Annotated in this window: 25 protein-coding genes; 17 read left to right on the plus strand and 8 right to left on the minus strand. The window is 61.9% G+C overall.

Annotation, left to right across the window (positions count from 1 at the left end):
- Positions 1 to 6: 6 nt before the first annotated feature.
- Both CXR43_RS02610 and CXR43_RS02615 read right to left on the minus strand, forming a co-directional pair.
- The gene (locus CXR43_RS02610) at positions 7 to 627 is read right to left on the minus strand and encodes a hypothetical protein (protein WP_246831253.1); all 621 of its coding nucleotides are present in this window, start codon (positions 625 to 627) and stop codon (positions 7 to 9) included.
- On the minus strand, positions 624 to 1,055 hold the full coding sequence (locus CXR43_RS02615; RefSeq protein ID WP_103332466.1) for a DUF1489 family protein: 432 nt from the start codon (positions 1,053 to 1,055) through the stop codon (positions 624 to 626). The genes CXR43_RS02610 and CXR43_RS02615 overlap by 4 nt, the downstream gene beginning before the upstream one ends.
- A 128-nt stretch (positions 1,056 to 1,183) precedes the next feature.
- Between CXR43_RS02615 and CXR43_RS02620 the strand changes: the two genes are divergently transcribed.
- From CXR43_RS02620 to CXR43_RS02660, 8 genes are all read left to right on the plus strand, one after another.
- Positions 1,184 to 3,460 (plus strand): adenosylcobalamin-dependent ribonucleoside-diphosphate reductase, encoded by a 2,277-nt coding sequence (locus tag CXR43_RS02620; RefSeq protein ID WP_103332467.1) that lies wholly within the window; start codon positions 1,184 to 1,186, stop codon positions 3,458 to 3,460.
- 355 nt (positions 3,461 to 3,815) lie between these two features.
- Positions 3,816 to 4,661 carry an AAA family ATPase gene (locus tag CXR43_RS02625; protein WP_168219724.1) on the plus strand — a complete coding sequence of 282 codons (846 nt, stop codon included), beginning with the start codon at positions 3,816 to 3,818 and terminating at the stop codon, positions 4,659 to 4,661.
- A gap of 281 nt (positions 4,662 to 4,942) precedes the next feature.
- On the plus strand, positions 4,943 to 5,479 hold the full coding sequence (locus CXR43_RS02635; RefSeq protein ID WP_146036455.1) for a DUF6634 family protein: 537 nt from the start codon (positions 4,943 to 4,945) through the stop codon (positions 5,477 to 5,479).
- A gap of 69 nt (positions 5,480 to 5,548) precedes the next feature.
- Positions 5,549 to 6,100, plus strand: coding sequence for a metallophosphoesterase (locus CXR43_RS02640; protein WP_103332471.1), 552 nt, complete (start codon positions 5,549 to 5,551; stop codon positions 6,098 to 6,100).
- A 103-nt stretch (positions 6,101 to 6,203) separates the two neighbouring features.
- Positions 6,204 to 6,455 (plus strand): DUF6634 family protein, encoded by a 252-nt coding sequence (locus CXR43_RS18215; protein WP_354001000.1) that lies wholly within the window; start codon positions 6,204 to 6,206, stop codon positions 6,453 to 6,455.
- A 113-nt stretch (positions 6,456 to 6,568) separates the two neighbouring features.
- A complete protein-coding gene (locus CXR43_RS02650) occupies positions 6,569 to 7,603 on the plus strand; it encodes an AAA family ATPase (protein ID WP_246831254.1) in 1,035 nt (344 codons plus the stop codon).
- A gap of 42 nt (positions 7,604 to 7,645) precedes the next feature.
- A protein-coding gene (locus CXR43_RS02655) for an IS3 family transposase (RefSeq protein WP_103332473.1) occupies positions 7,646 to 8,874 on the plus strand; the annotation gives its coding sequence in 2 pieces (ribosomal slippage) (positions 7,646 to 7,898 and positions 7,898 to 8,874; 1,230 coding nt in all).
- Positions 8,875 to 8,969: 95 nt separating this feature from the next.
- Positions 8,970 to 9,185, plus strand: coding sequence for a hypothetical protein (locus CXR43_RS02660; RefSeq protein WP_146036456.1), 216 nt, complete (start codon positions 8,970 to 8,972; stop codon positions 9,183 to 9,185).
- Positions 9,186 to 9,492: 307 nt separating this feature from the next.
- On the opposite strand, the gene CXR43_RS02665 is transcribed toward CXR43_RS02660, so the two are convergent.
- A complete protein-coding gene (locus CXR43_RS02665; RefSeq protein WP_103332475.1) occupies positions 9,493 to 9,753 on the minus strand; it encodes a hypothetical protein in 261 nt (86 codons plus the stop codon).
- Between the two features lie 215 nt (positions 9,754 to 9,968).
- On the minus strand, positions 9,969 to 11,066 hold the full coding sequence (ychF, locus tag CXR43_RS02670) for a redox-regulated ATPase YchF (RefSeq protein WP_103332476.1): 1,098 nt from the start codon (positions 11,064 to 11,066) through the stop codon (positions 9,969 to 9,971).
- 137 nt (positions 11,067 to 11,203) lie between these two features.
- Here ychF and trpA point away from each other — a divergent pair, with 137 nt between their 5' ends.
- The gene (gene trpA / locus CXR43_RS02675; protein WP_103332784.1) at positions 11,204 to 12,004 is read left to right on the plus strand and encodes a tryptophan synthase subunit alpha; all 801 of its coding nucleotides are present in this window, start codon (positions 11,204 to 11,206) and stop codon (positions 12,002 to 12,004) included.
- A gap of 140 nt (positions 12,005 to 12,144) precedes the next feature.
- Here the strand turns inward: trpA and CXR43_RS02680 are convergent, their stop codons facing one another.
- A complete protein-coding gene (locus tag CXR43_RS02680) occupies positions 12,145 to 12,465 on the minus strand; it encodes a hypothetical protein (protein ID WP_103332477.1) in 321 nt (106 codons plus the stop codon).
- A 108-nt stretch (positions 12,466 to 12,573) separates the two neighbouring features.
- Positions 12,574 to 13,491: an N-acetyl-gamma-glutamyl-phosphate reductase gene (gene argC, locus CXR43_RS02685; protein ID WP_103332478.1), complete on the minus strand. Its 918-nt coding sequence runs from the start codon at positions 13,489 to 13,491 to the stop codon at positions 12,574 to 12,576.
- Positions 13,492 to 13,625: 134 nt separating this feature from the next.
- Here argC and CXR43_RS02690 point away from each other — a divergent pair, with 134 nt between their 5' ends.
- Complete coding sequence (locus CXR43_RS02690) at positions 13,626 to 14,789, plus strand: alpha-hydroxy acid oxidase (RefSeq protein ID WP_103332785.1); 1,164 nt, start codon at positions 13,626 to 13,628, stop codon at positions 14,787 to 14,789.
- Here the strand turns inward: CXR43_RS02690 and CXR43_RS02695 are convergent, their stop codons facing one another.
- The gene (locus tag CXR43_RS02695) at positions 14,790 to 15,929 is read right to left on the minus strand and encodes an MFS transporter (RefSeq protein ID WP_103332479.1); all 1,140 of its coding nucleotides are present in this window, start codon (positions 15,927 to 15,929) and stop codon (positions 14,790 to 14,792) included.
- 205 nt (positions 15,930 to 16,134) lie between these two features.
- Between CXR43_RS02695 and CXR43_RS02700 the strand changes: the two genes are divergently transcribed.
- The 3 genes from CXR43_RS02700 (at position 16,135) to CXR43_RS02710 (ending at position 19,691) form a co-directional block, all read left to right on the plus strand.
- A complete protein-coding gene (locus tag CXR43_RS02700) occupies positions 16,135 to 16,743 on the plus strand; it encodes a 50S ribosomal protein L25/general stress protein Ctc (protein ID WP_103332480.1) in 609 nt (202 codons plus the stop codon).
- A 130-nt stretch (positions 16,744 to 16,873) separates the two neighbouring features.
- A complete protein-coding gene (gene pth / locus CXR43_RS02705; protein ID WP_103332481.1) occupies positions 16,874 to 17,569 on the plus strand; it encodes an aminoacyl-tRNA hydrolase in 696 nt (231 codons plus the stop codon).
- Between the two features lie 106 nt (positions 17,570 to 17,675).
- Complete coding sequence (locus CXR43_RS02710) at positions 17,676 to 19,691, plus strand: M3 family metallopeptidase (RefSeq protein WP_103332482.1); 2,016 nt, start codon at positions 17,676 to 17,678, stop codon at positions 19,689 to 19,691.
- A 98-nt stretch (positions 19,692 to 19,789) separates the two neighbouring features.
- Here CXR43_RS02710 and CXR43_RS02715 read toward each other — a convergent pair whose 3' ends face one another.
- The gene (locus CXR43_RS02715) at positions 19,790 to 20,773 is read right to left on the minus strand and encodes a GlxA family transcriptional regulator (protein ID WP_103332786.1); all 984 of its coding nucleotides are present in this window, start codon (positions 20,771 to 20,773) and stop codon (positions 19,790 to 19,792) included.
- Between the two features lie 69 nt (positions 20,774 to 20,842).
- Here CXR43_RS02715 and bcoG point away from each other — a divergent pair, with 69 nt between their 5' ends.
- From bcoG to CXR43_RS02735, 4 genes are read left to right on the plus strand one after another with little or no spacing between them, the layout of a single operon-like run.
- Complete coding sequence (bcoG, locus tag CXR43_RS02720) at positions 20,843 to 21,751, plus strand: 3-dehydrocarnitine:acetyl-CoA trimethylamine transferase BcoG (RefSeq protein WP_103332483.1); 909 nt, start codon at positions 20,843 to 20,845, stop codon at positions 21,749 to 21,751.
- A complete protein-coding gene (locus CXR43_RS02725; protein ID WP_103332484.1) occupies positions 21,748 to 22,260 on the plus strand; it encodes a lipocalin family protein in 513 nt (170 codons plus the stop codon). Before bcoG ends, CXR43_RS02725 begins: the two co-directional genes overlap by 4 nt.
- Positions 22,261 to 22,318: 58 nt before the next feature.
- Positions 22,319 to 23,776, plus strand: a complete 1,458-nt coding sequence (locus tag CXR43_RS02730; RefSeq protein ID WP_103332485.1) for a carnitine 3-dehydrogenase — start codon at positions 22,319 to 22,321, stop codon at positions 23,774 to 23,776.
- Complete coding sequence (locus tag CXR43_RS02735) at positions 23,776 to 24,939, plus strand: acyl-CoA dehydrogenase family protein (RefSeq protein WP_103332486.1); 1,164 nt, start codon at positions 23,776 to 23,778, stop codon at positions 24,937 to 24,939. Before CXR43_RS02730 ends, CXR43_RS02735 begins: the two co-directional genes overlap by 1 nt.
- Positions 24,940 to 25,196 lie beyond the last annotated feature (257 nt).

Here is a 25,196-nt window from a genome sequence, read left to right on the forward strand (position 1 = left end):
CAGCGATTATTGGTTGCAGAAGCTAAGTTCATCAACAGCGGCAAGCGTTTCTAAGGGCGTCGAAATCTTCCGCATTCCAAGTTTTGAAAGCTTGTCAGAGTTCTTTTGAAAGTCTCGGATATTGTTGGTCACAAAGATGTCTCTGCCTGCGTGGATGTGAGAATAGGCTGAAACGACATCGCACCATGTGTTCCGCCACTTCCAAAGGTGTTCAGATTGAACTGAATCATCATTTAACATCATGCTAGGTGGCAAGTGATCGGCAGGTTTTCTTGGGACTTTTGCTGCGATTGCTTGCCAAAGCGCATCCATGTCGCGTTTAAATTTTTCGACATCATCAACAAAATAACAAAAATCCCAGTAGCTTAGGCCAAACACTGCAGGCATGGGCACAATGGGCAAATCTTGCCAGCCGAGAGCTGATATTCTTTCCATAAACACCGTTGCGTTCCCGGGAAAGCGCTTTGACTTGGAGTTTTCGGACGCCGATGCGGCAAGAAGACCTACCTCGAACTGACCCTCCCTGTGGCGATCGACTAGATCTTGAACGCAAGCGGCTTGTGGGCGGCGTTCTTCAAGCTCAATTACACAGTTCCAATCGAGGGTAAGCTTAATCCCTGTGGTCACCGCAATCCGAACTCCGCCATCGCCTCTGCCAATCCCGGTGGCAAAGCCTCTTCCTTCTCCCGCCCTGGCAGCAGGTCGGGCGGGGCGTCTTTCGGGTCCAGATAGCGCCAGCCTTGGAACGGGCGGCGGGGCACCGCTTGGGTGCGGGTGACTTCGGCATCCAGCACGATGGCGCAGCGGGAAATGCCGTCCTCGCCCGTCACCTGCTCCAGCCCGACAATCCGCTGCCGCGCCAGCACCACGCTTTTAATTACCCAATACAGCGACCCGCCCGCCAGCACCTCGTCTGCGCGCTTTGGCCACATGCGGGTGACATGCACCGCACGACCCTTGGGCCAGCGCGCCCGCTGGCTGCGCTGCCAATCCAGCAAATCCTCGACGGACTCGGCCCCGACGCAGAGTTTCAGGATATGAATATGATCTGCCACCGACTCGGCCCCCGTTGCGAAGGGCAGAGCATAGGCCGCTGATTGGTAAGGGCAAGCCGTTGACCCCCGCGCGTTAGGGGCGTATTTTGTGCCTTCCTCCAAATTTCCCACAAATACAAGGCTGTCCCATGACCCGATTCGCCGCGCCCATTGCCGAACAGATCTGGGACATGAAATACCGGCTGAAAGCACAGGACGGCACGGCGATTGACGGATCGGTGGAGGATACCTGGCGTCGCATCGCCCGCGCCATGGCGGCGGTGGAAAAAGACCCGGCGCATTGGGAGGCGAAGTTCTACCACGCGCTGGAGGATTTCAAATACCTGCCCGCAGGCCGGATCACCGCAGGGGCGGGCACCGGGCGGGCGGTCACGCTGTTCAACTGCTTTGTCATGGGCACCATTCCCGACAATATGGGCGGCATCTTCGACGGGCTGAAAGAGGCCGCGCTGACCATGCAGCAGGGCGGCGGCATCGGCTATGATTTCAGCACCATCCGCCCGCGCGGGGCCGAGGTGAAGGGGGTGGCCGCCGATGCCTCTGGCCCCTTGTCCTTCATGGATGTCTGGGATGCGATGTGCCGCACCATCATGTCGGCGGGCAGCAGGCGTGGCGCGATGATGGCCACCATGCGCTGTGACCATCCGGATATCGAGGCCTTCATCGAGGCCAAGAAAGACCCGGCCCGCCTGCGCATGTTCAACCTCAGCGTGCTGGTGACCGACCCGTTCATGGCGGCGGTCAAGGCCGATGGCCCGTGGGAACTGGTGTTCGACGGCAAGGTGTACCGCACCCTGCAGGCGCGCGATCTGTGGAACAAGATCATGCGCAACACCTTTGATTTCGCAGAACCCGGCGTGATCTTCATCGACCGCATCAACGCGATGAACAACCTGAGCTATTGCGAGACCATCGCCGCCACAAACCCCTGTGGTGAACAGCCTTTGCCGCCCTATGGTGCCTGCCTGCTGGGCAGCATCAACCTGGCCGCGCTGGTGACAAACGCCTTTGCCGCCAATGCCGCGCTGGACCTTTCGGCGCTGGATGATCTGGTCCGCACCGCCGTGCGGATGATGGACAATGTGGTCGATGCCAGCCGCTTCCCCCTGCCGCAGCAAGAGGCCGAGGCGCAGGCCAAGCGCCGCATCGGCCTTGGTGTCACCGGGCTTGCCGATGCGCTGCTGATGATCGGCGCGCGCTATGGCAGCGAAGAGGCCGCCGCGATCACGGAGCGGTGGATGCATGCGATTGCCCGGTCTTCTTACCTTGCCTCGGTGGATCTTGCGCGCGAGAAGGGGGCCTTTCCACTGTTCGATGCGGATAAATACCTCGCCTCCGGTGCCCTCGCTGAGATGGACGCCGATGTGCGGGATGCAATCCGCCAGCACGGCATCCGCAACGCGCTGCTGACCTCGATCGCCCCCACCGGCACCATCAGCCTCTATGCGGGCAATGTGTCGTCTGGCATCGAGCCGGTCTTCGCCTATGCCTATACCCGCAAGGTGCTGCAAAAGGATGGCTCGCGCACGGAAGAAGAGGTGGTGGATTATGCCGTCCGCCTGTGGCGCGAAAAGTTCGGGGATGCGCCGCTGCCCGACCATTTCGTCAACGCCCAGACGCTGCCGCCGCTGGATCATGTGCGGATGCAGGCCGCCGCGCAGAAATGGGTGGACAGCAGCATTTCGAAAACGATCAACTGCCCCGAGGACATCAGCTTCGACGATTTCCAGCAGGTCTATATGGCCGCCTGGGACCAGGGCTGCAAAGGCTGCACCACCTATCGCCCGAATGATGTGACCGGATCGGTGCTGACCGTGTCGGAAACGTCGGACAAGACCCCGTCCGAGGCCCCCGCCGCGCAACAGGATGGCGAGGTGATCTACCTGTCCGAACCGCTCGACCGCCCCGCCGCGCTGGAAGGTGCGACCTACAAGCTGAAATGGCCGGGGTCGGAACACGCGCTGTACATTACCGTGAATGACATCATCATCTCAGGCCACCGCCGCCCGTTCGAGGTGTTCATCAACTCCAAGAACATGGAGCATTTCGCCTGGACGGTTGCGTTGACCCGCATGGTCTCGGCGGTGTTCCGGCGCGGCGGTGATATTTCCTTTGTGGTCGAAGAGTTGAAGGCCGTGTTCGACCCGCGCGGCGGGGCCTGGATGGAGGGCAAGTACATCCCGTCCATCCTTGCCGCGATCGGCGGGGTGATCGAACGCCACCTGATCGAGATCGGCTTCATCGAAGGCGAAGGCATGGGCCTGAAATCCGACCCGCAGGCCGAAGTCGTGGCCATCGGTGCGACCCCGCGCGGTAAAAGCTGCTCCAGCTGCGGCAGCTATGACATGCGCATGGTTGAGGGCTGCATGACCTGTGCAAGCTGCGGCTATTCCAAATGCGGGTGAAATGAAAAGGGGCGGCATGCTGCTTGTAGAACCAACCATAAGAGAGCCACTTTGACGGTTTTGTTTGCCACTCGCCAAGCATAAGTTTGCCACGATTGGCTAAGCCATTGAAATATCTAAATTCCCAAAGTGCCGTCCCAAGAGGGGCGGCACCTTTGTTTTGGGCCGCATTCAGGGCCCCCTGGCTTGACGAAAGCAGGGTTTAGCCGCCTATTTCAGACCATGACGCTGACGGACCACCCCACCTGACGACCGGCCGCCTGAGGGAAAACCTCACAAGCCATCGCGCCACAGCCATCGAAACAGACCGCCATGACACTGGTCGAGCCCCGCTCGCACTGGAAGGAGAAGTATTGTGAAAAGACTGAAAGTGATCCAGCTTAATGAGCAGAAGGATATCGGAGACCCCGAGAAGGTCCGCCGCCGATTGCGAGATTTTCTGTTCGACTGTCGCATCGACAAGCTGGCTCGCGCTGCCCATGGAAAGCGTTTCTCCGAAGTCTCGACGGTTGCAAATGGCGACGAAATCGCGCGTCTGGAACACGAAGCCCTTCTCAAAAGAGTTGATGAAGAACGGATCCGTGCGCGTGTCGAAAAACTGTTCTCTCGCCACGCAGCTGCGTCCGGAACTTCGCACTTGAGCAAAGCCGAGATCGCGAGGCTTCAGGCTGCATGGGGAGACATCCCTGTTGCCGTGGCTAAGAGCGAAGCTTGGGCCGATGAAGTTGCCGCCAAGCTCCACCAAGAGTCCCCGTGGCTGGCTTCCGCGACCGAGGTTCTCTGGCATTCACTGCGCAGATCTGCACGTCTGGGGGCGCCTATCAAGATTTCCCCACTTATCATCAACGGCCCACCTGGCGTCGGCAAAACCCGCCTTGCAAAACGTTTTGCTGAGCTCGTTTCCGTTCCTTCTGTCGCTCTCGGCGCGTCCACTGGAAGCCTTGGTTTCAGCATTGTCGGCCTTGAGCGTGGTTGGGGTTCAGCCCAACCCGGACGTCCTGTTGAGATGATCTTAGAAGGCCGCATCGCAAACGGCATCGTTGTCGTCGACGAAATCTGCAAAGCAAAGTCAGCGGAAACGAAAAAGGGCACGGCCTTTTCGTTCTACGATGCGCTTCTGTCCCTCTTGGAGCCCGAGTCTGCGCGGCGCTGGGAATGCCCGTTCTTCCGCGTCTCGTTCGACATGTCGTACTTGTCTTGAATTTTCACATCGAACAATGTCGACCTAGTGCAGCCGACGGTCAAAAGCCGTTGCACCGTTGTGAACGTCCGCGCGTTGAAAACCTTCGAGCTCCAAGACTTCGCGATCCGTCGCGGTCGCGAGATGTCCCTGTCCGATCCTTCGATCGAGGCGATCATCGTCGCTCTCATGCACGCAAATGACCGATTGGAGCGACGCCTCAGTTTGCGGGACGTCTCGAGGATGCTGGCGCGGGCCCAAGATCTCGAAAGCAAACCCATTTTTCAGTGACGGAGGCCATTATGAATACGAAGCTCTACAGGGATCCGCGTCGACCTTTCCTTGAACGTGCCGAAATTCTTAAGGAACGCTTGGGGCGACCAAGAGGCGAGGATGACCTTCTTGCAGCACTTGACGCCGATCGAGCTATGACCGGCATGTTTCACCAATTTCAGCGGGAAATGGCTCTCACATGGCTGCAGACCCATCGCCCAGACTGGCACGAACAACTCGAAGAATTTCTTGCCCATGTTGAGGACCTCATTTCGATTTCGCCTACCGAAGAGCTTCTCCGGGATGCGCCAGTCCTAGCAAAGTGGTGCGCCGTGCATTTCGGGGGATACCCTCACTTGTTTGGGCAAGTCGCTGGGCATCCACGACTGGGAGACCAGCGCTATATCGCGACGTCGCCCTATTTTCAGATTGATCCGTCTGGGACATGGGCACGGACTTGGAGCCGGTTTTACGTGCTTGGCGCTTACGACGAGAGCACGGTTCAGCGCGCGAAAGGGCGCAGAGCGATTGAAGAAGGCGTCGAATTGATCAGGTTGCCTGTTTGACCTACCTTGCCCCATTTTCGCCGCGTCTCATTTCGCTGCGTTTGCGCTTCATTCAGTAGGAGCGGTCCAATGAACTGGTATACAGCCGACCTACACCTGAACCATGATGCGGTGATCCGCTTCTGTAAGCGTCCGTTTGGCAGTGTCACTGCAATGGATAACCAGATTTGCAAGGCTATCGCCTCGCTGGTAGCTGTGGACGATGACCTATGGATCTTGGGTGATTTCGCTTTTGCGCGCTTGGAGGATCGACCCAAGATCGCTGCACGATTTTCCGCATTGCCCGGACGAAAGCATCTGATTGTTGGCAATCATGATAGGCCATGGGTGCGCGAACTAGCCTGGACTAGCCGACATGACATCGCAGTTGTTCGCGATGACGACACCAATTTCGTGCTCTGTCATTATCCAATGATGACGTGGCCTATGGCCCGGTATGGGTCGATTCAACTCTTTGGACACGTGCATAACAACTGGCTCGGCAGCCGAAATGCAATCAATGTCGGTGTAGATGTCTGGAATTTCCCTCCCACAAATCGGCTAGACATCCTACGCCGCGCGACAGCTCAGCCCCTAAATGCCCATTGGAATGATGTTGAACCAGGCTCCTATCTCGAATGACTGATGTGCCCTGGAAGCGCAAACAGGTTGCCGAGTTCTTACGTCATGTAGATGACCTCAGTTTTGTTCCGACAACCGAAGAGCCTCTCAGGGGGCACCGGCTCTGGCAAAGTGGTGTGCTGTTCACATCGCGGGATCCCCGCATTTGCTTGGGCACGTCGCTGGGCATCCGCGTCTTGGAGATCGGCGCATGATCGCGACGTCGCCTTACTTTCAGATTGATCAGGCAGGCGCTTGGGCCAGGACTTGGAGCCGGTACTACGTGCTGGGGGCATACGACGAGAGCACGATGGGGCGCGCGAAGGGGTGCAGGGCGATCGCAGAGGGGGTTGAGCTGATCAGGTTGGCTGGTTGATCTACTCATTTTTGAGATAGGGTAGCGAAAAAACATCAGGACAGGTTAGCAGGATATACTTAAGTTGATGCGACCGCCTTTTCGATGGCGTGAGTGCTGTTGCGGAATGAAAGATGATCGAGCGTATTCAACTTCTGAGAAACATTGGCCAGTTTGACAATGTTAGCCCACCGCCGCAGACGGCCCTGACTCCGTTCTCCTTGATATATGGGGAAAACGGTCGTGGTAAGACAACTCTCGCCGCTATTCTGCGCTCTCTTGCTACGAACAATGTCATTTTACTGACTGATCGGCGCAGGCTTGGCGCGCAGCATCCGCCACATGTGGTTATCGGTCATACGGGTGGGCAATGCGTCTTTCAGAATGGCGCTTGGACACAGCCGCGGCCGCAAGTTGCCGTCTTCGATGACGCCTTTGTCTCAGCGAATGTCTGCTCCGGTATCGAGCTACAGACGTCACATCGCCAAAATCTTCATGAGCTAATCCTGGGCGCCCAGGGTGTCGCGCTGAACAATACGCTTCAAGGCCATGTCACAAGCATCGAAGAACACAATACCAGGCTCCGCGAGTTGGCCGACGCAATACCTGCGAGTGCTCGAGGCCCATACAAGGTCGATATCTATTGTAGTCTTGAGCAAGACCCGGACATCGACGCGAAGATTCAGGACGCAGAGCGCAGATTGGCTGCCGCACGCTCCGCCGACGCGATACGCCAGAGACCGGGTTTTCAGGAATTAGGACTGCCAGATTTTGATCTTGATGCGATAGACGCAGTATTGGATCGCAGTTTGGCCGAGCTTGAAGCCGCTGCCGCCAACCGAGTTCGCGCCCACATTGCGAAGCTCGGGCGTGGCGGCGAGCCCTGGGTCTCGGACGGCATGACCCGCATCGAACCGGTCTCAAATAGGCATGACGGTGAGATCTGTCCGTTCTGTGCTCAGGACCTCGGCGGCTCTGGGCTGATCGGTCACTACTGCGCCTACTTCAGCGAAGCCTATGAAGACCTTAAGCTTGCAATCACGCAGACCGGAATTGCGATACGCGATACGCATGCCGGGGACATTCCGTCTGCCTTCGAGCGCGACATTCGAACCGCTGTTCAGGCTCACGAATTTTGGAAGGACTTTGACGTTGCCCCCTGCACCTAATCCAGTTTGAGATAGACTCTGGCCTAACCGAGAGGACCAGAGATGAAGCGCAGCAGGTTCACCGAAGACCAGATCATCGGCATTTTGAAAGAGCATGAGGCCGGGATTTCCGTCGCCGATCTGTGCCGCAAGCACGGCGTCAGCGATGCGACGGTCTACAAGTGGAAAGCCAAGTATGGCGGGATGGATGTCAGCGAGGCGAAGCGGCTGAAGGGTCTCGAGGACGAGAACGCGCGTCTGAAGCGGTTGCTGGCAGATGCGATGCTCGACAATGCCGCGTTGAAGGATCTCCTGGGAAAAAAGTGGTGACGCCCGCCGCGAAGCGGCAAGCGGTCGCGCATCTGGTGGCAGGTCACGGGATGAGCGAACGGCGGGCGTGCCGGGTGATCGGCTGTTGTCGGATGACCATGCGATACGAGGCTATCCGGCAGGACGATCCTGTGCTGCGCGAGCGGCTGAAAGAACTGGCCAAGGTCCGGCGCCGGTTCGGTTACCCACTGGCCGGTAGGCGATTGCTTGCAATCGCCGTAAGGCGGCGGCTGCATGTGTTCCTGCGGCGCGAAGGCCATGAGGTCAATCACAAGCGCCTGTTCCGCATCTACCGCGAAGAGCAGTTGCATGTGCGCCGCCGGGGTGGGCGCAAGCGGGCCATGGGCACACGTGCCCCGCTGGTGCTGCCATTGATGCCGAACCAACGTTGGTCGCTGGATTTTGTGTCGGATCAGCTGACGGATGGCCGCCGGTTCAGGATCCTGACCGTGGTCGATGATTGCACCCGCGAATGCCTCGCGCTGATCGCGGACACCTCACTTTCGGGCGCAAGGGTGGCGCGGGAACTTGCGACGCTGTTCGACGCCCGCGGCAAGCCCCAAACGATTGTCAGCGATAACGGAACGGAGTTCACCTCGAACGCGATCCTGAAGTTCGTGGATGATCGCAAAATTGACTGGCACTATATCGCGCTAGGAAAGCCGACCCAGAATGCCTTCATCGAAAGCTTCAACGGCCGTCTGCGAGATGAGCTATTGAACGAGACCCTGTTCCCATCTCTGCACCATGCCCGCGTCACGCTTGCCGCCTGGCGCACCGACTACAACACCGAACGGCCCCACTCCCGCCTCGGCTGGCAGACCCCAGCCGAATTTGCCCGAACCTTCGCCCCGCAACGGGGCCTGACGCTGCGTAACCCGCAAAGCTCCGCGCCAGCCCCCGTTGCCCAACCCGCCCAAATGGGCAAAACTCAAACCCGGAGTCTCGCTCACCATGGATAAAAGTCGGGGGCAACGTCAACATGTCTGCGGCAAACCTGAATTTCCTTGCAAAACTGACTGACGTTGCGGGCAAGCCATACGTGCAAGAGCACTTCATGGAGAACAGCAAGGGTGCCAAAATTCGGATCTTTTCCTCCGAAGACATTGCCGCCTTCCTGCGTGACCACATCTCGTTGAAGGACTACGCAAAGTCCTTGATGTTCTCTTCAAAGGTGATGCGCATGAAGCTGGAGGGCCGCGGCATCAAACCGATCACCGAAGAATACGGCCTTGGCCGACTTTACTATCGCAAGGCAGACTTGGCCGCCTGACAGGCCTGCTACCCGAGACGGTCCGGCACATCGTCAAAAACATCCAACAATCCACATGAAAGCCGCCCTTCGGGGCGGCTTTTTCGTTGGAGACGGGTCATCTTGGATGTCATCGTAAGTATTTTGATGGTAAAGTTATGCTGGGCATAGTGGCAATGTAAACCGCGTTGGTTGACAAGGTTATACAATAAAATCAATGACTTAGGTTTTTGAGTGGCGCTCTTATGGTATGTTTCTACAGCTGCCGCCCCGCAATCGCGCTGTCTGCTTCTGCATAAAGTCGACGGCCTGACTTCAGATCGCACTTTTAGCGCTGGCGTTGACGATCCTTGTTCAGGATGAGGCCAGCTTTGCCCAGTATCAGGATCACTATGCCGCCGACCCAGCCTGCAATGAGCGAGTTGACCGCTATTGCAGTACCCATCAACGCCAGCCCCATATTGCCTACCAAGAAAGTAAAAGCGATGGCACATGCTACTGGGAAGACAAGAAGCAGTTGCATGAAGAATGGCAGCTTGCGAAATCGCACCCACAAACCCTTCACATAAGGCTTGCACTTCTGAAGCATACATTGGCCCTTTTCAGACTAGGAACTTGCTCGCGCTACTAGTCCCGACTAAATCTGACCTTTTAACGGCACGGCTTTGTGCGGCGACAAAAAAATGCCTCCGGCGACTTAACAGTGGTCGTAAATGCCCTGCGGGGGCTTATGACAGACTTTCCCAAAGCAGGTGGTCACGGCAGGGAATGCATGCGGCTCATGCGTCTGTCCCCTCAAGCCGATCAGCCGCTGAACAGGAAGTGCAGCACGTCGCCGTCCTTGACCTCATAGGTCTTGCCTTCCACGCGGAACTTGCCGGCCTCTTTGGCGCCCGCTTCGCCCTTGCCGGCGATGTAATCGGGGTAGGCGATGGTTTCGGCGCGGATGAAGCCTTTCTCAAAGTCGCCATGGATCACCCCTGCCGCCTGCGGGGCCAGCGTGCCCTTGAGGATGGTCCAGGCGCGGGCCTCTTTTGGCCCCACGGTGAAATAGGTCTGCAGTTCCAGCAGCTCGTACCCTGCGCGGATCAGACGGTCGAGGCCCGCCTCGGCCAGCCCCATTTCCTCAAGGAACATTGCCGCCTCATCCTCGGGCAACTGGCTGATCTCTTCCTCGATCCGGGCCGAGATCACCACGGTGCCCGCGCCCTGTGCCTTTGCCATTTCGGCCACCCGGGCCGACTGGCTGTTGCCAGAAGCGGCGGACGACTCTTCGACGTTGCAGACATACAGCACGGGTTTGGAGGTCAACAATTGCAGCAACCGCCAGGCGCGCAGGTCGTCTGCTGCGACGGTAATCGTGCGGGCCGGCTTGCCTTCTTCGAGCACCTTTTGCGCCATGGCGAGCAGCCGGTCCTGATCGGCGGCTTCCTTGTCGCCCCCCTTCATCTTGCGCGCAAGGTTGGCGCGGCGGCGTTCGATGCTTTCCAGATCGGCCAGCATCAGTTCGGTTTCGATCGTCTCGGCATCCGCCACCGGGTCGATGCGCCCCTCGACATGGGTGATGTCGCCATCCTCGAAACAGCGCAGCACATGGGCAATGGCATCGCATTCGCGGATATTGGCCAGGAACTGGTTGCCCAGGCCTTCGCCCTTGGACGCCCCCCGCACAAGGCCCGCGATATCGACAAAGGTCATCCGGGTGGGAATGATCTGCTTTGACCCGGCAATTGCGGCCAGCTTGTCCAGCCGGTCATCGGGCACCGCCACTTCGCCCACGTTTGGTTCAATCGTGCAGAACGGAAAGTTCGCGGCCTGTGCTGCGGCAGTCCGGGTCAGTGCGTTGAACAGGGTCGATTTGCCCACATTCGGCAGACCCACGATACCCATCTTGAAACCCATGATACTCTCCATCCGGCGGTTGACAGGCTCTTAAGCGCGATGGCGGTCAGGATCAATCCCGGCCACCCGCCGCGCCCCATTGATTTTCCGCGCCCAGCCGTGCAAACCGCAAAGAGACAAAAGGGATGGGGCGGGACATGACCAGAATCGACGATACCTTCGCACGCCTGCGCGCGCAGGGGAAAAAGGGCTTCGTCGCCTATATCATGGCCGGTGATCCGGATATTGCCACGTCATTGGCGGTGATGAAGGGCCTGCCCGGGGCGGGTGTCGATATCATCGAACTTGGCATGCCTTTCACCGATCCGATGGCCGATGGGCCGACCATCCAGCTGGCCGGTCAGCGCGCTTTGGACCATCATATGAAGATGGATCAGGTCCTCGATATGGTGCGTGCGTTCCGCAAGGGCGATGCGGTCACGCCCATCGTGCTGATGGGCTATTACAACCCGATCTACGCCCGGGGGGTGGACCGGTTTCTGGCCGATGCGGTCAGCGCAGGGATTGACGGGCTGATCGTGGTCGATCTGCCGCCAGAAGAAGACTCCGAGCTTTGCATCCCCGCTCAAGCCGCCGGGCTGAACTTCATCCGGCTGGCGACACCGACGACGGATGCCAAACGCCTGCCTGCGGTGCTGAAAAACACCTCCGGTTTCGTCTATTACGTATCGGTCACCGGGATCACGGGGGGGGCCGCCGCGCAGGCGGCGGATGTGGGGCCCGAGGTGGCGCGCATCAAGCAATCGACCGACCTGCCGGTGATCGTGGGCTTTGGCATCAATACACCCGAGGCCGCACAGGCGATTGCAGGCGTGGCCGATGGCTGTGTGGTAGGCTCGGCGATCGTGAAGGATATCGGCGCAGGGAAACCGGTGGCCGAGGTGCTGGCGAATGTGGCGGCCCTGGCGGCAGGGGCGCATGGGGCAACCACAGCGTAAGACAGACTGCGCAGGGTGCCGGCACAAGCTGCGTGTAGCGCCGACTGCCAAACCTGGCCTTGGGGATCGCAAGCGTGTTTAGGACATGCATCCGAAGATGTCAGGGTTTCACAGCCCGCGCCTGAAGGGAGTCTGGTCCATCAGAGCGTCAACGTAAGTTCAAGAGTTGGCTCCAAAAAGCCTTTGCAAAACAAATGTGAGGTTTCCAGAAACACCCTCTGATCGAGGTTTGCCGCAATGGCGGGATACATTTCACTTTCCAGCCACCACCTCGCCGCTTCAGGATAGCCCTGTATGCCGCGCATGACATAGTTCATTCTTGGCGCGCCTTCGTGTACGGCCTGCACGCCTCGAATTTGGCCCGCCAGTCGCGCCAGGAGTTTGCTGCCGCTGCGTCCGGGCGTCACCGCGAAAACAAGCCGGGCCTTGCGCAGTTTTTCCAGAGCTTCCGTCGACTCCATCACGGTATTCCCTCTGCCCGAAGCGTTTCTGGTCCTTTGGAGATCTGCCGGCGCAAGACTCCCGACACGGTGGCGTCAAGGGTCGTCACACAGTGGCACGCCGCCGCGCTACAGCCCGGCCCCCTCATCCATCCCCAGCATCAGGTTCAGGTTCTGCACCGCCGCCCCCGAGGCCCCTTTGCCAAGGTTGTCCAGCGTGGCCAGCAGCACCACGCGGTCATCCTCTGGCCCTGCATGGACCGACAGTTCCATCACATTGGTGCCGTTCAGACGTTCCGGATTGACGCGGGGCAGCAGGCTGGTCCCCTCCACCACCTTTACGAACTGCCCGCCCGCATAATGCGCGGTCAGCGCCGCCTGCAGGTCCGCAGCCTTCTGGCCGGGTGCCAGATGCAGCGGCACCTGCACGATCATCCCTTGGGCATAATTCCCGACAGAGGGAATGAAGATCGGCCGCCGCGTCAGGCCGGTATGGGCCATCATTTCGGGCACATGCTTGTGCTTGTGCTCCAGCCCGTACACGAAGAAAGCGCCGGCGGTGCCCGCCTCAAACTCTGCAATCATCGCCTTGCCGCCGCCCGAATAGCCCGAGACGGCGTTGATCGTCAGGCCCGCATCGGGGGCCACCAATCCCGCCGTGACCAGAGGGGCCAGCAAGGCAATCGCCCCGGTCGAAAAACAGCCCGGGTTTGACACCCGTGTGGCCGAAGCGATCCGCGCCCGGTTGGCGGCACTCAGTTCGGGAAAGCCATAGGCCCAGTCCGGGTTGACGCGGTACGCCGTGCTGGCGTCGATGATCCGGGTGGGCAGCCCGTCGCACAGCGCCACGGCCTCGATCGCCGCCGCATCGGGCAGGCACAGGATGGCCACATCGGCAGCGGCAAAGGCCTCACGCCGCGCGTCCGCGTCCTTGCGCCGCGCGGGGTCCACCTGCACCAGCGTGATATCGCCGCGCGCCAGCAGCCGGTCACGGATCTGCAACCCGGTGGTGCCTGCTTCGCCGTCAATGAATACCGATGCTGTCATGGTGGCCTCCTGTTTGGCGCGAGTGCTAGCGCATCCTGGCCAGAGGGGAAACAACCTTTGACGCGCCTGCCTTTGCAATTGCGCGGAACAGCGCCAATTGGTAATGCGGTTTGACCACATCAGAGGGGCGGATGATGCCAGTGATTACCTGTATCGAGGATCTCAAGCGCATCCACAAACGCCGCACGCCGAAGATGTTCTACGATTACGCGGAATCGGGCAGCTATACCGAGCAGACCTTCCGCGAGAACAGCTCTGACTTTTCCCTGCTCAAGCTGCGCCAGAAGGTGGCGGTGGATATGCTGGGCCGCAACATTGCCAGCACGATGGCGGGCGTTCCGGTGACCATGCCGGTGGCCCTTGCCCCGGTGGGGCTGACGGGCATGCAGGCCGCCGATGGCGAGATCAAATCGGCGCGTGCGGCGGCAAAGTTCGGGGTGCCCTTCACCCTGTCCACCATGTCGATCTGTTCGATCGAGGATGTGGCGGCCAACAGCCCGGACCCGTTCTGGTTTCAGCTGTATGTCATGCAGGATGAAGATTTCGTCGACCGCATCATCCAGCGCGCCAAGGATGCCAAATGCAGCGCATTGGTCCTGACGCTGGATTTGCAGATCCTGGGGCAGCGGCACAAGGATCTGAAAAACGGCCTGTCTGCACCGCCGAAACTGACCCTGCCCGTGCTGCTGGACCTTGCCACCAAATGGGGCTGGGGGCTGGAGATGTTGGGGACCAAGCGCCGCCAGTTCGGCAATATCGTCGGCCATGTCAAAGGCGTGGGCGACACCTCCAGTCTGATGAGCTGGATTTCCGATCAGTTCGACCCGCAGCTTGACTGGACCAAGATTGCCCGCATCCGTGACCAATGGGGCGGCAAGTTCATCATCAAGGGCATTCTGGATGAGGATGACGCCCGCAAGGCCGCCGATTTCGGGGCCGATGCGATCATCGTATCGAACCACGGCGGGCGGCAATTGGATGGCGCGGTCAGTTCCATCCGCATGCTGCCCCGCATCGTCGATGCGGTGGGCGACCGGATCGAGGTCTGGATGGACTCCGGAATCCGGTCTGGTCAGGATGTGCTCAAGGCCCTGGCGATGGGAGCCAAGGGCACCATGATCGGGCGCAGCTATATCTATGGTCTGGGTGCAATGGGCGAGGCAGGGGTCACCAAGGCGCTGGAGGTGATCCGCAAAGAGCTGGACACCACGATGGCGCTGTGTGGTGAGCGCGATGTGCACGACCTTGGCCGCCACAACCTGCTGATCCCCAAGGGGTTCTCTGACGGTTGGGAATGATCAGCGCTGGTGCCGCGCCATCAGCGGTGTCAGGATCAGCACCATCACCAGCAGGCAGGCGGCAAAGACAAAGGCCATGCGCAGGCCAAAACTGCCGGCGATGAACCCAAGCATCGGCGGCCCGAAGAAATAGCCGAAATAGCCAAAGAGCGTGGCGCGGGCCACGGCGCGCGCCCGCGCCTCTGGCCGCGCCAGCCGCCCGACCAGTGAAAACGCGGTCGGCGCGATCACCGATGCGCCAAGGCCCATCACGATGAACCCCGCATAGGCCATCAGGGGCGTCTGCGCCGCCGCAGCACCCAAGGCACCGATAGCCGCGATAACGGCACCGCCGGTCAGCAGCCGATAGGGGTTGACGCGCGACACCAACCCTTGCCCCGCCAGCCGCGCAAAACCCATGGTCAGCGCCAGCGCCGCCGGTCCCAGTGCGCCTTGCTCGGGGCTTCCGCCCAGCGTCTGTTCGATATGCAGGGCCGACCACGCCTCGGCGGCATTTTCGGTCATGAAAGCAATCAGCACCACACCGCCGCCGATCACCGGCAGCCACCCAAGGGCCGCTGCCCCCGGCCCTTTGGGGCGGCGCAACCCGTCGATCTGGCCATCCCGCTCCCATGTGGTCAGCGCCAGACCGCCCGCCACCAGCGCCATGGTGCCCAGCACCCAGGCCGGGCTCCACTGCGCGCCGCGCATCACTCCGGTGCCGATGGCCGCGCCCGCATAGCCAAAGCTGTAGGCTGCGTGGCACAGGTTCATCAGGTGGATCTTGCGGGTGTTTTCAAGCTCGGCCACGCGGGCGTTCATCAGCACATCGGTCAGACCGGTGCCCGCACCGCACACCATCATGAACAGCGGGAACAGAACAAGACTGGCCGTCTGCCCCGGAAGGGCAATCCCCAGCCCCATGATCACCGCCGCCACGGGCAGGGCCATCCGCCCCATCGCAGCCCCAAACGCCGGGGCCAGCAGCATCGCCGTCACCGCTGCCAGCGGGGTGAACAGGAGCAGCAGGCCAAGCTGGGTTTCGTCCACCGCCAGCATGGTCTTGATATCGGGCAAAGCGGCCGCAAACGTGCCCCAGACCACACCCATGGCGGCAAAAGCCGCAATCGGCGCGCGCGCGACGGTCACGAGATGGATCATGAGGGGAACTCCGCTACCTGTCCGCCGCGTCTAGCAGGCCCGGCTTGCGCACACCATCCTGCGGGCGACGGCGCGGGGTTTGGCCGCGACACCCGGGGCCGGGGCAACGATTACCGCTTTCCCTTGCCCTGATTCCCCGCTATAGCCCCCCGGTCGCGCCGCGCACCCTTGGAGGGCGGTGGACTTATTTATATGGAGAACTGCAATGGCTGGTGAGATCCCTGATCTGATCGCCGAGGCACGTACGGGGACAGGCAAGGGGGCCGCCCGTCAAGCTCGTCGTGAGCAACTCGTGCCCGGTATTGTTTACGGTGGTGGTGTGGACCCGCAACCGATCAACATCAAATACAACTATCTGCTGACCAAACTGCGCAAGGGACGTTTCCTTTCGACGCTGTTCAACCTGAAGGTTGAAGGTCAGGAAGATGTCCGCGTGATCTGCCGCGGTGTGCAGCGCGATGTGGTCAAGGATCTTCCGACCCACGTCGACCTGATGCGCCTGCGTCGCACGTCGCGGATCAATCTGTTCATTCATGTGAACTTTGAAAATCACGACAAGGCCCCCGGCCTGAAGCGTGGCGGCACGCTGACCGTGGTGCGCCCGGAAGTCGAACTGGAAGTGACCGCGGGCGACATCCCCGATCACATCACGGTTGACCTGACCGGCAAGAACATCGGCGATGTGATCCACATCGACGACGTGAACCTGCCAGAGGGTGTTACCGCAACGATCAAGCGGAACTTCGTGATCGCCAATATCGCTGCCCCATCGGGCCTGCGGTCGGAAGACAACGCAGAAGAAGCCGAAGCCTGATCCCGCGCCCAAGGGCCGGATCATCGCGGAGCCAAAGGGCGCGACAGGGAAACCTGCCGCGCCCTTCTTTATCGGGGAAGGTTGACGGGCCTGCGCTGGTTCGCCAAGGAAGAGAGCGAAGGAGACCGCGATGAAACTCTTTGTCGGCCTTGGCAATCCGGGCGCAAAATATGCGGGCAACCGGCACAACATCGGCTTCATGGCGCTGGACCGGATTGCGGCGGACCACGGTTTCGGGGCATGGAAACCGGCGTTCAAGGGCGAGGTGGCCGAGGGCCGCTTGGGCGAGGAGAAGGTGCTTTTGCTCAAGCCCGGCACCTTCATGAACCTGTCAGGCCAGTCGTTGCAGGCGGCAATGGCGTTTTACAAGCTGGCTTTGGGCGACATCACGGTGTTCCATGACGAGCTGGACCTTGCCCCCGGCAAATGTCGGGTCAAGCAGGGTGGTGGGCATGCCGGGCACAACGGGTTGCGCTCGATCAGCGGGATGGTCGGCGAAGGCTATGGCCGGGTCCGGCTTGGCATCGGCCATCCGGGCCACAAGGATGCGGTGGCAGCTTACGTGCTGCATGATTTTGCCAAGGCCGATCAGGACTGGCTGGATGATCTTCTGCGCGGGCTGTCTGATGGCGCGGCGCTTCTGGCGGCAGGGGACGGCCCGAAGTTCCTGAACGCGGTTGCCTTGCGCGTGGCTCCGCCGCGGTCTTCCGAGAAGACCCGCCCCGAAGGCAAGCCCGCAGAGACGTTGGCAGAAAAGCCGGTGCCGGTGGCAGAGCCCCCGGACGCCCGCAGCCCGATGCAGAAACTTCTGGACCGGTTTCGCTAACGGCACCTGCCGAGGCCCCGGGCGGGAGTATTTGCAAGGCAGCAAGCCCATGAGGTGTGGACCTTTGCGGCTGTCGTGCCTAGCGTTGCCGCCAAAGGAGACCCCGATGACCATTTTCGCCCAAGACTGGACCACGCCCTTTGGCCTGCCCCCCTTTGACCAGATCCGCGATGAGGATTTCGCGCCCGCCTTTGATGCCGCTTTGGCTGAGGCCCGCGCCAATATCGCCGCAATCGCGGACAGTTCCGATGCCCCGACCTTTGCCAATGTGATCGAGGCGCTGGAACTGGCCGAAGGGGCGTTGGACCGGGTGGCGGGGGTATTCTACAACCTGTCGGGCGCGGATTCGAACGACGCGCGCGAAGCGCTGATGCGCGATCTGGCCCCGAAAATGAGCGCGTTTTCATCGGAAGTGTCGAACAACAAGGCACTCTTTGCCCGGATCGAAGCGCTGTGGCAGGACCGCGATGGCCTTGGTCTGACGCCGGAACAGATGCGGGTGCTGGTGCTGTACCGGCAGATGTTCGTGCGCTCCGGGGCGCTGTTGGAGGGGGCGGCGGCAGAGCGGTTGACAGCGGTGAAATCGCGTCTGGCGGTGCTGGGCACGCAGTTCAGCCAGAACCTGCTTGCCGATGAGCGCGATTGGTTCATGCCCCTAGACGAGGCCGATCTGGAGGGTCTGCCGGAGTTCGTGGTGGCCAGTGCCCGGGCTGCCGGGGCGGAACGCGGGGCGGCGGGGCCGGTGGTGACGCTGAACCGCAGCCTGATCGTGCCGTTCCTGCAGTTTTCCCCGCGCCGCGCGTTGCGGCAGCGCGCCTATGAGGCCTGGGGCGCGCGGGGGGCGAATGGCAATGCCCATGACAACCGGGCAATCGCGGCGGAGATCCTTGCGTTGCGGCACGAGCGGGCCCAGCTTCTGGGCTATGCCAGCTTTGCCGATTACAAGCTGGAACCCGAGATGGCCAAGACTCCGGCGGCGGTGCGTGACCTGCTGATGCGGGTCTGGCAGCCTGCACGCGGCAAGGCCATGATGGATGCGGCTGTGCTGGAAGCGATGCTGCATGCCGATGGGATCGCCGGGCCGCTGGAGGCCTGGGACTGGCGGTACTACAGCGAGAAACGCCGCCGGGCCGAGCATGATCTGGATGAGGCCGCGCTGAAACCCTATCTGTCGCTGGATGCGATGCTGGCGGCGCAGTTCGACTGCGCGAACCGGCTGTTCGGGCTGGAGTTCCGCGAACTGGACGGGCCGTTCTACCACCCGGATGTGCGCGGCTGGGAGGTCACCCGCAACGGCGCGCATGTCGCGGTGTTCCTTGGGGATTACTTCGCGCGCGGGTCGAAACGCTCGGGCGCATGGTGTTCGGCCATGCGGTCGCAGCGCAAGCTGGGCGGTGAGGTGCGGCCCATTGTCGTGAACGTCTGCAACTTTGCCAAGGGCGATCCGGCGCTGCTGTCTTATGATGACGCCCGCACCCTGTTCCATGAATTCGGCCATGCGCTGCATCAGATGCTGTCGAATGTGACCTATGGGTTCATCTCGGGCACGTCGGTGGCGCGGGACTTTGTGGAACTGCCCAGCCAGCTGTATGAGCATTGGCTGGAGGTGCCTGCGGTGCTGGAACAACACGCCCGGCACTGGCAGACCGGCGAGGCGATGCCGGCCGAGATGCTGGAACGGCTGCTGGCGGCGAGCACCTATGATCAGGGCTTTTCGACCGTGGAGTTCGTGGCGTCGGCGCTGGTCGATCTGGCCTTTCACGAAGGTCCGGCCCCCGCCGATCCGATGCAGAAGCAGGCCGAGGTGCTGGAGGCGCTGGGGATGCCACCGGCCATCCGCATGCGGCACGCGACGCCCCATTTCGCCCATATCTTCTCGGGCGACGGCTATTCCTCGGGCTATTACTCCTACATGTGGTCCGAGGTGATGGACGCCGATGCCTTCGCCGCCTTTGAGGAGACCGGGGATGCCTTTGATCCGGCGACTGCCGCGCGGCTGGAGCGGTTCATCCTGTCGGCGGGCGGGTCGGAGGAGGCCGAGGCGCTGTATCTTCAGTTTCGGGGCAAGATGCCGGGGGTGGAGGCTTTGCTGAAGGGGCGGGGATTGCTGGAGGAGGTGTGACCGGCCCCTGCCTTCCCCCTGTGTTACAAGAGGCAAATCCCAATAAAAACAAGGTCTTGACTGCGTTGAATTAAGGCTTTGTTCATCTTTTGGCCCGCCTATGCCTTTGGCCGCCGGAGCGATGCCGGGGGGTGGCCGAAGGCGCGGCGGAAGGCGCGTGACAGGGTGGCAGGGCTGGAAAAGCCGCAGCGCAGGGCGATTTCGGCCATGGGATGTGCAGTATCGGTCAGCATCCTGCGGGCGGCGGCAAGACGCAAGGACAGCGCATGCGCGCCCGGCGTGGTGCCAAGGCTGCTGCGGAACAGGCTTTCCAACCGGCGGGGCGACAGGCCGACATCTGCGGCGAGGCGGGCCATCGGTTCGGGCGCGTCAAGGCTTGCCTCCATCCGGGCCAGAACGCGGGCGACGCGCGGATCAAGGCTTGGATCGGCGGTCAGCGGGCCCGGGGCAGGGGCGATCTGGGCGGTGTGGCCGGGGCGGGGCGATTGCAGAAAGCTCTGCGCCACCTGCCGCGCGAGTCCTGCCCCGTGGCGGGCACGGATCAGGTGCAGCATCAGGTCATAGGCTGGGGCGGCGCCGCCTGCGGTCAGGCGGTTGCGGTCGATCACATAGCGGTCGGGGCAGACCTCGACCTGCGGATGCGCATGCGCCAGATCTTCCAGATCTTCCCAATGCACGGTGGCGCGGTGGCCATCGAGCAGGCCGGCGCGGGCCAGCACCCAAGGGGCGGCATCCACCCCGCCGATGGTGGCAAAACCATGTGCCATCCGGCGCAGATCGCGGATCAGGGGCCGGGTGGCCACCTCGGCCAGCCGGTAGCCTGCAATTACCATCAGCAGCGCCGCCCCCTTCGCCGCTGCCAGCGGGCCGGAGGCGGGCAGTTCGATTCCGCAGGTCAGGGGGGCGGGCTTTCCATCCGGGGTGACGATGCGAAAGCGAAAGGCGTCGCGCCCCAGATGGCGGTTGGCGTTGCGCAGCGGGTCGAGCACGCTTGCCACTTCGAGGATTGAGCAATGCGGCAGGACCAGAACCGCCAGATCCAGCGGCTGATCGGTTGCTGAAAAGAGGGCATTTTCCGTCATCCCCATTTCGTAAAATGCAAAGCGTGGGCTGGCAAGCGCGTTAAGCTGGCCCCAACAAAGGGGGATGCCATGCCACTGACCATGAACCGCGAGGTTTTCATCACCTGTGCCGTGACCGGATCGGGCGGCACGCAGGATCGCAGCCCGCATGTACCGCGCAGCCCCAAGCAGATTGCGGACTCGGCCATCGACGCCGCCAAGGCAGGCGCGGCCGTGGTGCATTGCCATGTGCGCGACCCCGAAACCGGCAAGCCCTCGCGCGCGCTGGCGCTGTACCGCGAGGTGACCGAGCGCATCCGCGACGCGGGCGAGGATGTGGTCTTGAACCTGACCGCCGGTATGGGCGGCGACATCTATTTCGAGGGCACCGAGGATATGGGCCGGATCGGGCCAAGGTCTGACATGGCAGGCGCGGCGGAACGCGTGGCGCATGTGGTCGAGTGTCGCCCCGAGATCTGCACGCTTGACTGCGGCACGATGAATTTCAACGAGGCCGATTATGTGATGGTCAACACGCCGGGCATGCTGCGCGATATGGCGCGTCGCATGACGGCGGCGGGGGTGCGGATCGAGATCGAGGCCTTTGACACCGGGCATCTGTGGCTGGCCAAGGAGCTGGTGCGCGAAGGGGTGATCCCCGATCCGGTGCTGGTGCAGCTGTGCATGGGCGTGCCATGGGGCGCGCCGGATGACCTGAACACATTCATGGCGATGGTCAACAATGTGCCAAGCGGCTGGCACTGGTCGGCCTTTGCGCTGGGGCGGCACCAGATGGCCTATGTTGCGGCCTCCGTGCTGGGCGGCGGCAATGTGCGGGTGGGGCTGGAGGACAACCTTTGGCTCGACAAAGGCGTGCTTGCGACCAATGCTCAGCTGGTCGAGCGCGCGGCCACGATCATCGAGAACATGGGCGCGCGGGTGATCACCCCCGCCGAGGTGCGGGCGCGGCTGAAACTGGAGAAAAGGGCCCCGCTATGAAACGACTTCTTTTGCTGTCTGCACTGGCTTTGGCGGGGTGCGATGTCCACACGCCATCGCCCCGCTATGCCTTTGCGCCGATGTATCTGCTGGATATCGCGCCGGAGCGGTTGCTGGGCACCTGGTATGAGGTGGCCAGTTTCCCGGCCCCGTTTCAGGACGGCTGCAGCCATACCACCGCGACCTATGGCGCCATCGAGGGTGGGTTGAGCGTGGTCAACCAGTGCCGCAGAGGTGGCCAGACGGTGCAGATCACCGGAACGGCGGTCCCGGTTGGCCCGGGGCAGTTCAAGGTGAAGCTGGGCGGCGTGCCCTTTGCCGGGGATTACTGGGTGATTGGGCAAAGCCGGGATGGGCGCACGCTGCTGGTTGGCACGCCGACACGGCTGGCGGGCTGGATGCTGCACCGTGATGCCCATGTGACCGAGGCCGAACGGCGCTGGGCGGCCGGTGTGTTCCGCAAGAACGGCTATGATGAGGCGGCACTGCAGCGGACGGACCAGCGCTGACGGTGGCCCCTTCCCTTTCCGGGGCGGGGGCTTTGACAGACAGAATTTGGGGTGAGGCATGGCGCGCAAGGCGGCAATCATTGGCGGCGGGGTGATCGGTGGCGGCTGGGCGGCGCGGTTCCTGCTCAACGGCTGGGACGTGGCGGTGTTCGACCCCGACCCCGAGGCCCCGCGCAAGGTGGGCGAGGTGCTGGCCAATGCCCGCGCCGCGCTGCCCGCGCTGTCGGACGGGCCGATGCCTGCCGAGGGGCGGCTGGTCTTTGCCGGCACGGTCACCGAGGCGGTGGAAGGGGCAGAGTATATTCAGGAGTCGGTCAGCGAACGGCTGGACCTGAAGCACCGGGTGTTTGCGCAGATCCAGCAGGTGGCAAGCACGACGCCGATCGGCAGTTCCACCTCTGGCTTCAAGCCATCGGAATTGCAGCAGAATGCCGCCAATCCGGCGGTGATCTTTGTCGCGCATCCGTTCAACCCGGTCTACCTGTTGCCACTGGCCGAGGTGGTGCCGTCGGCCGTGTCTGATCCTGCGGTGATCGAGCGGGTGAAGGAGACCCTGCGCGAGATCGGCATGTTTCCGTTGCATGTCCGCAAGGAGATCGACGCCCATATCGCCGACCGTTTCCTGGAGGCGGTCTGGCGCGAGGCGCTGTGGCTGGTCAAGGACGGGGTGGCGACGACCGAAGAGATCGACGAGGCGATCCGCATGGGCTTTGGCCTGCGCTGGGGCCAGATGGGGCTGTTCGAAACCTACCGGGTGGCGGGCGGCGAGGCCGGGATGAAGCATTTCATGGCGCAGTTCGGGCCCTGCCTGCAATGGCCCTGGACCCGGCTGACCGATGTGCCGGAGTTCACGGAGGAACTGGTCGATCTGATCGCAGGCCAGTCGGATGCGCAATCGGGGGCCTATACGATCCGCGAACTGGAACGCATCCGCGACCAGAACCTGACCGGCTTCCTGCGGGTGCTGAAAGAGCGCAACTGGGGCGCGGGCAAGGTGCTGCTGGACCATGACGCGCGGCGCCGTGCGGCTACCCCGGTGCCAGTGGCGGGCGATGGCCCGATGGAGACGGCTCGGATGACGGTGCTGCCGGGCTGGATCGACTATAACGGCCACATGACCGAAAGCCGCTACCTGTTCGCGGCCTCCGAAACCTCGGACGCTTTCCTGCGCCACATCGGTGCCGATATCGCCTATGTCGGAACGGGCTTCAGCTATTACACCGCCGAGACGCATATCATGCATCTGGGCGAGGCCAAACTGGGCGATGCGCTGACCGGCACGGTGCAGGTGCTGGCGGCGGATGAAAAGCGGCTGCATCTCTTCATCCGCATCCTGAAGGACGGCGCGCCTGTGGCAACGCTGGAACAGATGCTGCTGCATGTCGACATGGCGCGCGGCAAGACCTGCGCCGCGCCGCGGGCCATCCTCGACCGCCTGCTGCCGCTTGCACAGGCCCATGCCGCGCTGCCCCGCCCAGAGGCGGCAGGCCGCCATGTCGGACAAAGGACCGCGTGATGCAGTTTGGCCTGAGCGACGAACAGCGCATGATCATCGACACCACCCGCGCCTTTGTGGAGGTCGAGCTGTACCCGCATGAGCTGGCGGTGGAACGCAGCGGCCACCTGCCGCTGGATCTGATCCGGGACATTCAGCAAAAGGCCATCGCCGCCGGGCTCTATGCGGCCAATATGCCGGCAGAGGTGGGGGGCGCGGGCCTCGATACCCTGTCCTGGCTGCTCTATGAGCGGGAGCTGGGCCGGGCAAATTATGCGCTGCACTGGACCTGCGTGGCGCGCCCCTCCAACATCCTGCTGGCCGGAACGCCCGAACAGCGCGACCGCTACCTGATGCCCTGCATCCGGGGCGAAACCTGGGATTGCCTTGCGATGACCGAGCCCGGGGCGGGATCGGACCTGCGCGGCATGAAGGCCAGCGCCCGGCAGGACGGCGGCGACTGGGTGCTCAACGGCACCAAGCATTTCATCAGCCATGCCGATCTGGCAGGCTTCACCATCGCCTTCATGGCGACGGGCGAGGAGGACACCCCACGCGGGCCGAAAAAGAAGATCACCGCCTTCTTTGTCGACAAGGGGACCAAAGGCTTTACCGTGCGCGACGGCTATCGCAACGTGTCGCACCGCGGCTATACCAACGCGGTGCTGGAGTTCGACGATTGCCGCGTGCCCGCCGCGAACGTGCTGGGCGAGCCGCACAAGGGCTTCGAGGTCGCCAATACCTGGCTTGGCGCCACCCGTCTGCAAGTGGCCGCGACCTGCCTCGGCCGTGCCGATCGTGCCTTGCAACTGGCGATCTCCTACGCCGCCGAACGCCGCCAGTTCGGTCAGTCCATCGGCAAGTTCCAAGGCGTCAGCTTCAAGCTTGCCGATATGGCGATGGAGTTGAAAGCGGCGGAACTGCTCACCTGGGAAGCGGCCTGGAAATTCGATCAGGGCACAGTGAGCGAAGCCGATATGAGCATGGCAAAACTGAAAGCCAGCGAGGTGCTGGCGATGATCGCCGATGAGGCGATCCAGATCCACGGCGGCATGGGGTTGATGGACGAGCTGCCGCTTGAACGCATCTGGCGCGACGCGCGGGTAGAGCGGATCTGGGAAGGCACATCTGAGATCCAGCGGCATATCATCAGCCGTGAGCTTTTGCGCGCGCAGGGCGGGTGACTGCGCCCGAACCGGCGCGGCTTTGGCCGCCCCCCGGGGCTCTGCCCCGGACCCCGGGATATTTGAGAACAGGTAATGCAATGAATCAGTCTTGCGACAATCTTTCCTTAATCTTTCACTATCAGAATGAAAGCGCGGTACAGGCGGGGACGCCGATGACCGTAACAGGTAATGGCACCTCGCTTCCTTCGTGGAAGCGGGGTGTTCTTATTATCTGTTCAAAAATATCCCGGGGTCCGGGGCAGAGCCCCGGGGTT

Source organism: Pseudotabrizicola formosa (assembly GCF_002900965.1).
Lineage (GTDB): Bacteria > Pseudomonadota > Alphaproteobacteria > Rhodobacterales > Rhodobacteraceae > Pseudotabrizicola > Pseudotabrizicola formosa.

What these genes read in the sequence shown, in the direction of transcription:
- CXR43_RS02620 (WP_103332467.1), top strand. Translation starts at nt 1,184, where the DNA reads ATGACCCGATTCGCCGCGCCCATTGCCGAACAGATCTGGGACATGAAA.
- CXR43_RS02635 (WP_146036455.1), top strand. Translation starts at nt 4,943, where the DNA reads ATGAATACGAAGCTCTACAGGGATCCGCGTCGACCTTTCCTTGAACGT.
- CXR43_RS02640 (WP_103332471.1), top strand. Translation starts at nt 5,549, where the DNA reads ATGAACTGGTATACAGCCGACCTACACCTGAACCATGATGCGGTGATC.
- CXR43_RS02650 (WP_246831254.1), top strand. Translation starts at nt 6,569, where the DNA reads ATGATCGAGCGTATTCAACTTCTGAGAAACATTGGCCAGTTTGACAAT.
- CXR43_RS02660 (WP_146036456.1), top strand. Translation starts at nt 8,970, where the DNA reads ATGGAGAACAGCAAGGGTGCCAAAATTCGGATCTTTTCCTCCGAAGAC.
- CXR43_RS02665 (WP_103332475.1), bottom strand. Translation starts at nt 9,753, where the DNA reads ATGCTTCAGAAGTGCAAGCCTTATGTGAAGGGTTTGTGGGTGCGATTT.
- ychF (WP_103332476.1), bottom strand. Translation starts at nt 11,066, where the DNA reads ATGGGTTTCAAGATGGGTATCGTGGGTCTGCCGAATGTGGGCAAATCG.
- trpA (WP_103332784.1), top strand. Translation starts at nt 11,204, where the DNA reads ATGACCAGAATCGACGATACCTTCGCACGCCTGCGCGCGCAGGGGAAA.
- CXR43_RS02680 (WP_103332477.1), bottom strand. Translation starts at nt 12,465, where the DNA reads ATGGAGTCGACGGAAGCTCTGGAAAAACTGCGCAAGGCCCGGCTTGTT.
- argC (WP_103332478.1), bottom strand. Translation starts at nt 13,491, where the DNA reads ATGACAGCATCGGTATTCATTGACGGCGAAGCAGGCACCACCGGGTTG.
- CXR43_RS02690 (WP_103332785.1), top strand. Translation starts at nt 13,626, where the DNA reads ATGCCAGTGATTACCTGTATCGAGGATCTCAAGCGCATCCACAAACGC.
- CXR43_RS02695 (WP_103332479.1), bottom strand. Translation starts at nt 15,929, where the DNA reads ATGATCCATCTCGTGACCGTCGCGCGCGCGCCGATTGCGGCTTTTGCC.
- CXR43_RS02700 (WP_103332480.1), top strand. Translation starts at nt 16,135, where the DNA reads ATGGCTGGTGAGATCCCTGATCTGATCGCCGAGGCACGTACGGGGACA.
- pth (WP_103332481.1), top strand. Translation starts at nt 16,874, where the DNA reads ATGAAACTCTTTGTCGGCCTTGGCAATCCGGGCGCAAAATATGCGGGC.
- CXR43_RS02710 (WP_103332482.1), top strand. Translation starts at nt 17,676, where the DNA reads ATGACCATTTTCGCCCAAGACTGGACCACGCCCTTTGGCCTGCCCCCC.
- CXR43_RS02715 (WP_103332786.1), bottom strand. Translation starts at nt 20,773, where the DNA reads ATGACGGAAAATGCCCTCTTTTCAGCAACCGATCAGCCGCTGGATCTG.
- bcoG (WP_103332483.1), top strand. Translation starts at nt 20,843, where the DNA reads ATGCCACTGACCATGAACCGCGAGGTTTTCATCACCTGTGCCGTGACC.
- CXR43_RS02725 (WP_103332484.1), top strand. Translation starts at nt 21,748, where the DNA reads ATGAAACGACTTCTTTTGCTGTCTGCACTGGCTTTGGCGGGGTGCGAT.
- CXR43_RS02730 (WP_103332485.1), top strand. Translation starts at nt 22,319, where the DNA reads ATGGCGCGCAAGGCGGCAATCATTGGCGGCGGGGTGATCGGTGGCGGC.
- CXR43_RS02735 (WP_103332486.1), top strand. Translation starts at nt 23,776, where the DNA reads ATGCAGTTTGGCCTGAGCGACGAACAGCGCATGATCATCGACACCACC.